We start from the raw sequence: 9,380 nt of genomic DNA, 5'->3' as shown, positions 1-9,380 counted from the left end.
ACTGTTAATCCAGCGCTATATAATCAATAATCTATCAAAAAAGGGGTTTAAAGACACCCTCTAGCCAATTCAGGCTGCTGTTGATTCCACATACAATTAAACATTTTTTCGATTAGCAATTTGCCAGTATTTTCAACAGCAGAAGAGGCTATGGATGTAGACATAAACTTAAATATACACCTTAGTATTATTTTATATTATTTTCTTGTTGATTAAAGTAATGCTTAAGCCAGTCAGTGAGTTGTTTTTGTTGCTCTGTGGTTAAGTGTAAACCTAATTTACTACGGCGCCAGAGGATATCGTCAGCTGTTTTGGCCCATTCATGTTCGACAAGGTATTTTACTTCTTTTTCATAGAGTGTGTTACCAAAATGCTGGCCTAAGTCAGTGGTTGATGTGCATTTTCGTAAAATACAGTGTATGCGTGCGCCATAGCTACGCGCTAAGCGCAAGGTGAGCTGCTTAGGTAGCCAAGGGTATTGATCCTGGAGTCGTTGGTAAAACTCATCGAATGTTTTTGTACCTAAATCACCGCCGGGAAGGTAGTCATTCGCTGTCCAGGGCGCTGTCATTGCCGGGAAGTAAGGCTGTAGTTTTTCTAAGGTTTGTTCGGCCAGTGTACGATAGGTGGTTATTTTCCCGCCGAAAATATTGACTAAAGGTAGCCCATGTTGATCATCAACGATGATTTTATAGTCGCGAGTGATAGCAGAAGGGGTATCACTTTCGTCATTTAGTAAAGGCCTGACACCTGAATAGTTCCAGAGAATATCAGCTTTTTGCATACCAGGCTCGAAATAATCATTGACTAAATTAATCAAGTAATCTATTTCTTCGTTATTAATTTTAACCTGTGCAGGGTCACCCTCATAGTTTAAGTCGGTGGTGCCAATCAGAGTAAAGTTTTGTTCGTAGGGGATGGTGAACACAATGCGGTTATCGGCATTTTGTAAGATATAAGCATGCTCACCTTCATACAGTTTAGGGATGACGATATGGCTGCCTTTTACTAGGCTTAAATGATGCTGCGTCGGTGTTTGCGTGAGATTAGGCAAAATCGTGCTCGCCCACGGGCCGCTGGCATTAATCAGTGCTTTTGCTGTGTATTCTTTTATAATTTGAGTTTGTTGGTCTTGAACCTTAACATACCAAAGCATATTGTTATGGCGCTTGGCAAAGATGCACTTGCTGCGCGTGAGTATTGTCGTCCCTTGCTCTTTTGCACTGAGGGCGTTTAAAACGACCAGGCGAGCATCATCGACGTGGCAATCGTAATAAGAAAAACCACGTTTTAGCTCAGGTTTAAGATTTTTGCCAATGAGGGTGGTTTTTAGATTATAAGCTCTGGATCTTGGTAAAAACTTGCGTTTTGCTAGGTGATCATAGAGAAATAGGCCAATGCGAATGAGCCAAGCTGGGCGCAAGTGCTTTTGGTGGGGTAGGATAAATTGTAAGGGCTTGATAATGTGGGGTGCTTTTCTTAGTAAAATCTCACGTTCAGCAAGTGCTTTTCCAACCAAGCTAAATTCGTAATGCTCAAGGTAGCGAAGTCCGCCATGAATTAACTTACTGCTTGCAGAGGAGGTTGCAGACGCTAAATCAGCTTGCTCACACAAGGTGACTGTTAAGCCACGCCCGGCTGCATCTGCTGCGATACCTGTACCATTAATACCACCGCCAATAATAAAAAGATCACTATGAGAAACAACTGTAGCCAACTGCATCGCTCCTACTTACTAAAATAACCAAGATTGAATCTAATGATGCGCTTGCCGCATAATATAACACTAAGGTATGTTAAGGCACAGTCATAAATTTTTAAGAATAAAATACTAGGTTAATTATTTAATGTCAGAGTATATATTATCTATCGATCAAGGAACGACCAGTACACGAGCTATTGTCTTTAATTGTCAAGGACAAGTGTTAGCGCAGCACCAAATAGAATTTAAGCAATATTTCCCAAACGATGGGTGGGTTGAGCATGATGCCGATGATATTTGGCAGACAACGCTTATCAGTAGCCAAAAAGCCATTGAAAAAGCCAAGCTGGCGGCTCGGCAGATTGCAGCGGTTGGTATCTCTAACCAGCGTGAGACTACATTGGTATGGCATAAAAAAACAGGCCAAGTATTAGGCCGAGCGATTGTTTGGCAAGATCGTCGTACTACAGCAATGTGTGAAAGGCTCGCCCAGCAACCTGGTTGTTTAGAAATGGTTCAAGAAAAAACAGGGCTTTTGCTTGATCCTTATTTTTCTGCGACTAAGTTGCAGTGGTTGTTAGATCATACTGAAGGTGCGCGAGTACAGGCAGAGCACGGTGAGCTGGCATTTGGGACGGTTGATAGTTTTTTATTGTGGCGCTTAACCGGCGGTAAGTCGCATATGACCGATGTAACCAATGCCTCAAGAACCCTCTTGTATAATATTCACACACAGCGCTGGGATGAAGAATTACTAACATTATTTAATATTCCAGCCAATATTCTACCGGAAGTTGCTGATAATAGCGGGCACTTTGGTTATCTTGATCGTGAGCATTTAGGTGCTGAAATTCCTGTGACGGGCATGGCCGGGGATCAACAAGCGGCTGCATTTGGTCAGGCCTGTTTTTCTGAAGGAATGATTAAAAGCACCTATGGCACGGGTTGCTTTATGTTAATGAATACAGGGAAGACGGCGTTAATGTCTAAAAATCGCTTACTCACTACTATTGCTTATCGCCTGCACGGGCAGGTGAGCTATGCATTAGAAGGGAGTATTTTTGTCGCAGGAGCAGCGGTACATTGGTTACGTGATGCGGTGAAAATGATAGAAAAAGCCAGTGATACGGAAAGTATTGCTGGCTCGTTAGAATGTAGTCATGGTGTTTATTTAGTCCCTGCCTTTACCGGGTTAGGTGCGCCTTATTGGGATCCACAAGCACGTGGTGCACTGTTGGGGATGACGCGGGATACAGGAGTGAATCATATTGTTCGTGCAGCGTTAGAGGCGGTGTGTTATCAGACGAAAGATTTGTTATTAGCAATGCAAAATGATGGTGCTAGATTTCAAACCACGCTGCGTGTTGATGGCGGGATGGCACATAATCGTTGGTTGCTACAATTTTTAGCAGATATTTTAAATATTACGGTTGAGCGGCCAGGTTGTGTGGAAACCAGTGCATTGGGCGTTGCATATTTGGCGGGTTTGGGAGTAGGTATCTATCAATCGACTGATGAGATTGCTACGTTATGGTGTAAAGAGTTACAGTTTAGTCCTCGGATGGGCGAGGAAAAGCGTAGGTTTCTTTATCAAGGTTGGTTAGATGCTGTAGAACGGATTCGTAGTTAAGCTAGGATATGCCCTTATTTTTAGTTGAGCTAAATTAAAGGTATAGGCCAGATAAACCATCGCTTTGAAGTTACGAGTTAATTTTTCAAAGCGAGAGGTTATACTGCTAAAATACGTTAAGGCCTATTAGGAACAACAAAGTTTGTCAGACAATACTTTCAGTAGGTTAAATGGCATGAAAATGGGGTTTTACATCTGTATCAGATCGTTGACAAAATGACAGCGCTGTTGCAGCGACTCACATGTATAGTTGCTTGCTTTTGACGTTTTATCTATTGTTTATAATGATTAAAGTGGTTTATCTTAAGTATCTCAATAATTTCATTTCATTTAATTTTGTTTTATCTTAATCTAATGTAAAAATATTTTAATTGTAATTTAATTAATATTTTTTCATTTTAAAAAATAGAATTTCGGTGCGATCAATATTAATTATAATTTAGTGAAAGGATGTTTTAATTATAGATTTGTTTTTTATTGGGCGATTGTTTAATTTGTTGCATTGAAAAATATTCAAGTGATTTCTTGAATAAGAATGCAATTTTTTATGTTAAAAATAAATATATAAAGCATTATAATGTAATTATTGGTTTTATTTATTTTAAAACAATGATAGTTTCTCTGCTGAAAATTTTCAATATTGCAATAGGACGGCCTTTATGCCAAAAAAATTTACAGAAGGACCAAAAGAGTTTTTAGAAATAAAAGTTGATATTTTTCTTGATTTAGAAGAATATGCCGATTCAAATGCGGTAAAAACAAGCCTACTGTGTCCAACTAGCTGGACTGAGTCTTATCAAGATAGAAAATGTCGCAGAGATTTTTCTCGTTTGGCGAAAGCTACGTTAGCTAAAGATTGGCAAGGGTATGAAGGAGAGATTATTCCGAATGATCGGGAAAGTTTAATTCGGCTTGATAAAATGAGAAGGGATTTAAACTCTCTTAAAAGTCAGCTTTTAACCCAAGTCAATCATTTAAAGGCTTTTGGTAAGATTGTCGATAAACATATACAAATCATTGATAAATATTACTATGGTACTTTTTTATCAAGTGGTTTTGTATCTGCTCACTCGCATTACGCAAAAACACAGAGTGATGCTTATCATGTTCGCTTCCTTTTCATAGAGGCGCAATTAGAAGCACAACAGAGAAATAGTCATCTTGCTCCCGCAGCAAGTGCTCCTGATCCTAGTCAATAGTTATTTTTAATTTTTATATGTTTGTCCTATCAATATCAATTTAAAAATTATGGATTGAGCTCATGTCTTAATTATCTGTTACTGTATTTATATTAAAAGCCACGGGGAAACTCAGTGGCTTTTTAGTTTTTAAATTAACAGTTAATTTTACATGGATATTGTTAAGGAATTAAACTTTATAAGTAAACTTATGGTTAAGTTAAAGGTTTAGTCTTGACCATCATATGACTATAGATATATCAATGTCTTAACTTGTCTTGGGTTGTAGAGAATTGTTTAAAGATATCGTTTTAATAAAAACAATAAAATTTAGGTAATGTGTCTATTTGATTGTTTAGTTAGATCGCCTTGCCAAACTCGAATTTATTGATGAATAAACCAATCACTACATCATGCATCTTTTCGCTCTTCGAAAAACAAATGGTTTTGCGTGCTAAACGCTTAATTCGGGTTCTTAGGGTTAAATGCTTGCGCTCAATGGCCTGTGTGTTTTTTTTGCCAATGAAGTGAGAGTCTTCTGGCAAAATACGCTGATAAGAGCCCCAATCATCTGTATAGTAATAACGAATGTTAAACGATATTTTTCTTTTGTCTCTGGCAAATCACCTGGCCGCTTATAGTTCAGTAGGAATGTATCTTTATCACAGCCTGTATTTTTGCATTTATAACGCTGATTGCCTGAAGCGTTCCTGCCAAATTTAATGACATTATTCTCACTGCATTGTGGGCAATTGACTTCGATATGAGGCATGGATAAATCTATAAATTATTGTTAACTTGCTTCGAATTATACCATAGCAATCAATAAGATACATCACCGTTTTGTCTATGTGGCTTATATAAAAAAGGTACTGAAGAGGAACTTGGTTATTTTGAAGTGACTCAGCAGCAAATGAATAAGATTAACCAAGCGTGCAAAAAAGTAGATGAAAAAGTTGCAGCAGAATATGCTGAGCGTGGCTTAAAATTTATTTCTGATCGGCAAGGCGATTTAGGTGGTGGACATTTTTCTAACGTTTATCCACTTAAAGTGAAAGCAGGGACTAATAAGGAAATCTTTGGTTCTACTCACTACAGCCCGTAAATAGCCGTATCTTTTATAGAGGTCAGTTATGCTAAGCTGCATGGCTTGCATAATGGTCTCTTATTATTTTTAGCTATAAATTTCACGGTTTTTGGCAAGAATACAGCTTTTTGCCAGGGTTTGATTATAACTGCCACAATAGCCGCTTAGATAGCCTGGATTTTTATTGAGTGGTGGATAGACGATATTCATGCGCCAGCCTGCACCACCAGGGGGGGGGAGATTAAATGCCAGTTTTGAGGTCAGCTTGAGCATTAATAAGCTACCACTGGTAAGTTCATAGTAGCACTGTACGCTACCGTTAAAGGCTTCTCCGGCCTTGTGATATTTAGCACCGTACTGAACAGTGGCAAATTTGATGGTTGGGCTAAATGCTGGGTCATTTATCAGGCTCCAACCTTGTGGAGCTTGCCATGCTGAGTCTTGCCAGTGGAGGGTACTTGCATCTGGGCAGGTGAGTGTGGTGGCATAAAGAAACTTAAATAATAAAATAAATTGAATAAAAGTAAGTGTTAATATTGTTTTTTTCATGCATTTTTCTTTTTTAGTTTTTAATTTAATTAAATTTATTGTAATAACTGTTTGAGTTGATACAGAGCATCTTGTGCTTGGCGTGGGCTTAATTCATCTGGGTTTAAATGGCGTAGCGCTTTAAGTGCTTGAGGTTCGTCTGCGCTATCGAGGTTTAAGTTTGTTTGTGTTGGCTGGGCTGTTATGGTGGTGGGCAGAGGTTGCTCTAGGGTATTAAGCTTAGCTTTAGCCATTTGAATAACTTGGCTAGGCACACCGGCGAGTTGTGCGACCTGTAAGCCGTAACTTTGACTGGCCGCACCCTCGCTGACCGTATGTAAAAAGACAATACGTTCATCGTGCTCTATGGCACTGAGATGGACATTATGACAATTAGGTACACTGCCTGGTAATGCCGTGAGTTCAAAATAATGAGTGGCAAACAAAGTAAAGGCTTTAATTGATTGAGCGAGGTGTTGGGCACTGGCCCAGGCCAGGGATAAACCGTCGAAGGTGCTGGTACCGCGGCCGATTTCATCCATTAAGATGAGGCTATGTGTTGTGGCATTATGTAAAATATTAGCGGTTTCACTCATTTCAACCATAAAGGTTGAACGATCACTGGCAAGGTCATCTGCGGCACCAATGCGAGTAAAGATACGGTCAATGGGACCAATGGTGACGGCTTGGGCGGGTACAAAACTGCCGATATAACTTAATAAGGTAATGAGCGCAGTTTGGCGCATATAAGTTGATTTTCCGCCCATGTTGGGTCCAGTAATAATGAGCATACGGCGATTTTGCTGTAAATTTAAATCATTGGGTGTGAAGTCCGCTTGTAGCTCATGCTCAACGACGAGATGGCGACCTTGCTGAATAGTAATCCCCGGTTCAGTGGTTAAGGTGGGTGCGGTTAAATTTAGCGTTTCAGCGCGTTCAGCAAAATTAGCAAAGACATCAAATTCAGCAAGGGCTGTTGCGAGGGCTTGGAGTGATTCTGTATGTTCAGCAAGATGCTGCAAGATATTTTCATATAGGGCTTTTTCACGGGCTAGTGCACGTTCTTTGGCACTTAAGACTTTATCTTCAAAGCCTTTGAGCTCCTCGGTAATAAAGCGCTCAGCATTTTTTAAAGTTTGCCTGCGGGTATAGTGCTCTGGTGCTGTTGCGGCTTGAGCTTTGCTGATTTCAATGTAATAGCCATGTATACGGTTATAGCCGACTTTCAGGGTAGATAAGCCGGTTGCTTCTTTTTCATGTTGTTCAAGCTGCAGTAAATAATCATTGGCATTTGCTGAAAGACTGCGTAGTTCATCGAGTTCAGTATCAAAGCCTGGGGCAATGACACCGCCGTCACGAATAAGTTGTGGTGGGTTATCAATAATGGCCTTGCTTAAACAGGCGAGTAAATCATCTTGAGGTAGTGGAGCAGCAGTTAAAGCCTGTTGGGCTGGGTCGGATAAACGTTTGTAGTGGCTAAATAATTCAGGGATGAGCTGCAAGGTATCTCGTAATTGAGTTAAGTCCCGTGGGCGGGCGGAGTTTAAGGTAATGCGGGTGACAATGCGCTCGATATCAGCCGTGTTTTGTAAGAGCTTTTGGAGAGGCAGGTAGGCTTGATTATCAAGTAATTCGTTGATGATACTATGGCGTAATGTTAATTTTTCTGTGTTGCGTATGGGTTGATGGAGCCAGCGGCGCAATAAGCGGCTGCCCATGGCGGTGCTACTTTGATCGATGACGGCAGCGAGGGTATGTTTTTGGCTGCCTTGCAAATTTTGCGTTAGTTCTAAATTACGGCGCGTAGCGGCATCGAGAATTAAATAATCACTGTGTTGCTCGACACGTAGACCTTGAATGTGAGAGAGGGTGGTACGTTGGGTTTCTTTTAAATAATGCAATAAGCTGCCAGCGGCACAGAGGGCTAGGGGATAATTAATGCAATCTAGTCCAGTTAAATCATGATAGCCAAATTGCTTTTTAATCGAAGTGGTGGCGGTAGTGAGGTCAAAATCCCATTCTGGACGTTTACGCAATGGTAATTGCTGATTATTAAATTGATTGATGAAAGGGTGCGTCTCACTGAGTAAGATTTCTGCCGCTTGTAGACGCTCTAGTTCGCTCACTAGGGCTTCTTCAGTGTTTAACTGCATGATGTTAAAGCGGCCGCTGCCCATATCAAAATAAGCGAGGCCATGCTGGTTTTTATGAGTATGCAAGGCCAGTAGTAAATTATCATGGCGCTCTTTTAAATAATGCTCATCGCTGACCGTTCCTGGGGTAATAATCCGCGTTACTTTGCGTTCAACAGGGCCTTTGCTGGTTTTGGGATCGCCCACTTGTTCACAAATGACGACTGATTCACCTAGGTTAATTAAACGTGAAATATAATTATCAGCGGCGTGATAAGGGACGCCTGCCATGGGGATGGCATTGCCGCCAGATTTTCCCCGTGCCGTCAGGCCAATATCGAGTAAAGCCGCGGCTTTTTTAGCATCATCAAAAAATAATTCATAGAAATCACCCATACGATAAAACATCAGAGTATCCTGATGGTTGGCTTTTAAGGTTAAGTATTGTTGCATCATTGGGGTATGTTGCTGTAATGGTTGCTTCACTGCACTCATCTAGGTACCTTATTGTTTATAGTTTTTAATTTACTGCTAATAATCGTTCATTTAGTTTTATAATGTTTGATTTCTAGAGCAACGATGATAAAAGGAGTTTGCTTAGAATGGAAGAGGGTAATATTCATGTCATTGCGGCAGAGCTTGGTCAACAACTTAAATCACAGGGGCTGTGGTTGGTGACAGCAGAGTCGTGTACCGCCGGTTTAATTGCTGGGGCAATCACTGATGCTGCAGGTAGTTCAGCCTGGTTTGAACGGGGATTTGTTACCTATAGTAATCGAGCCAAGCATGACATGCTTGATGTGCCTTATCATCTATTAGAAGAAAAAGGCGCGGTAAGTGAGGAGGTGGTGCGTTTGATGTCGCACCATGCGTGTGAGCGCAGTAGTTGTGCTGTGGGGGTGGCTGCAAGTGGCATTGCCGGGCCTGATGGAGGGTCTATAGATAAGCCAGTGGGGACGGTTTGGCTATCTTGGTGTGTCAGTGGTGATGTGACGGCGGAGCGTTATTTATTTGCTGGTAATCGAGAAGAAATAAGGTTAAGAGCAGTTCATGCTGCGTTGACTGGTTTACTTACCCGTTTGAGTTAAGTTTGGCGCTTAGTTATTATGAACGATACGCTGAG

Annotated in this window: 8 protein-coding genes and 1 pseudogene; 4 read left to right on the top strand and 5 right to left on the bottom strand. The window is 40.8% G+C overall.

What is annotated here, in order from left to right; translation table 11 throughout:
• Window positions 1-187: 187 nt before the first annotated feature.
• A complete protein-coding gene (gene glpD, locus C200_RS09930) occupies window positions 188-1,723 on the bottom strand; it encodes a glycerol-3-phosphate dehydrogenase (RefSeq protein ID WP_016211651.1) in 1,536 nt (511 codons plus the stop codon).
• Between the two features lie 124 nt (window positions 1,724-1,847).
• On the opposite strand from glpD, the gene glpK reads away from it, so the two are divergent.
• Together glpK and C200_RS09920 are read left to right on the top strand one after the other, a co-directional pair.
• Window positions 1,848-3,332 (top strand): glycerol kinase GlpK, encoded by a 1,485-nt coding sequence (gene glpK, locus C200_RS09925; protein ID WP_016211650.1) that lies wholly within the window; start codon window positions 1,848-1,850, stop codon window positions 3,330-3,332.
• A 659-nt stretch (window positions 3,333-3,991) separates the two neighbouring features.
• The gene (locus C200_RS09920) at window positions 3,992-4,531 is read left to right on the top strand and encodes a hypothetical protein (protein WP_016211648.1); all 540 of its coding nucleotides are present in this window, start codon (window positions 3,992-3,994) and stop codon (window positions 4,529-4,531) included.
• 338 nt (window positions 4,532-4,869) lie between these two features.
• Here C200_RS09920 and C200_RS16385 read toward each other — a convergent pair.
• A pseudogene (locus C200_RS16385) lies at window positions 4,870-5,106 on the bottom strand (IS1 family transposase); the annotation flags it as partial.
• Window positions 4,992-5,282, bottom strand: a complete 291-nt coding sequence (locus tag C200_RS09915; protein ID WP_033923755.1) for an IS1/IS1595 family N-terminal zinc-binding domain-containing protein — start codon at window positions 5,280-5,282, stop codon at window positions 4,992-4,994. The gene C200_RS09915 and the pseudogene C200_RS16385, both read right to left, overlap by 115 nt.
• A 141-nt stretch (window positions 5,283-5,423) precedes the next feature.
• On the opposite strand from C200_RS09915, the gene C200_RS09910 reads away from it, so the two are divergent.
• A complete protein-coding gene (locus tag C200_RS09910; RefSeq protein WP_144019283.1) occupies window positions 5,424-5,615 on the top strand; it encodes a hypothetical protein in 192 nt (63 codons plus the stop codon).
• 69 nt (window positions 5,616-5,684) lie between these two features.
• Here C200_RS09910 and C200_RS09905 read toward each other — a convergent pair whose 3' ends face one another.
• The gene (locus C200_RS09905) at window positions 5,685-6,146 is read right to left on the bottom strand and encodes a hypothetical protein (RefSeq protein ID WP_032126642.1); all 462 of its coding nucleotides are present in this window, start codon (window positions 6,144-6,146) and stop codon (window positions 5,685-5,687) included.
• Window positions 6,147-6,181: 35 nt separating this feature from the next.
• The gene (gene mutS, locus C200_RS09900) at window positions 6,182-8,752 is read right to left on the bottom strand and encodes a DNA mismatch repair protein MutS (protein WP_032126641.1); all 2,571 of its coding nucleotides are present in this window, start codon (window positions 8,750-8,752) and stop codon (window positions 6,182-6,184) included.
• Between the two features lie 107 nt (window positions 8,753-8,859).
• Here mutS and C200_RS09895 point away from each other — a divergent pair, with 107 nt between their 5' ends.
• Window positions 8,860-9,345 (top strand): CinA family protein, encoded by a 486-nt coding sequence (locus C200_RS09895; RefSeq protein WP_016209840.1) that lies wholly within the window; start codon window positions 8,860-8,862, stop codon window positions 9,343-9,345.
• The last annotated feature ends 35 nt before the right edge of the window (window positions 9,346-9,380 follow it).

It is taken from the genome of Piscirickettsia salmonis LF-89 = ATCC VR-1361 (assembly GCF_000297215.2).
Taxonomy (GTDB): domain Bacteria; phylum Pseudomonadota; class Gammaproteobacteria; order Piscirickettsiales; family Piscirickettsiaceae; genus Piscirickettsia; species Piscirickettsia salmonis.
The sequence above is the reverse complement of the archived record's forward strand: the minus strand, read 5'-3'. Positions and strand labels throughout refer to the sequence as shown.

Bases quoted from the DNA above. Each gene is read 5' to 3' on its own strand.
- glpD (WP_016211651.1), bottom strand. From the start codon at position 1,723: ATGCAGTTGGCTACAGTTGTTTCTCATAGTGATCTTTTTATTATTGGC.
- glpK (WP_016211650.1), top strand. From the start codon at position 1,848: ATGTCAGAGTATATATTATCTATCGATCAAGGAACGACCAGTACACGA.
- C200_RS09920 (WP_016211648.1), top strand. From the start codon at position 3,992: ATGCCAAAAAAATTTACAGAAGGACCAAAAGAGTTTTTAGAAATAAAA.
- C200_RS09915 (WP_033923755.1), bottom strand. From the start codon at position 5,282: ATGCCTCATATCGAAGTCAATTGCCCACAATGCAGTGAGAATAATGTC.
- C200_RS09910 (WP_144019283.1), top strand. From the start codon at position 5,424: ATGAATAAGATTAACCAAGCGTGCAAAAAAGTAGATGAAAAAGTTGCA.
- C200_RS09905 (WP_032126642.1), bottom strand. From the start codon at position 6,146: ATGAAAAAAACAATATTAACACTTACTTTTATTCAATTTATTTTATTA.
- mutS (WP_032126641.1), bottom strand. From the start codon at position 8,752: ATGAGTGCAGTGAAGCAACCATTACAGCAACATACCCCAATGATGCAA.
- C200_RS09895 (WP_016209840.1), top strand. From the start codon at position 8,860: ATGGAAGAGGGTAATATTCATGTCATTGCGGCAGAGCTTGGTCAACAA.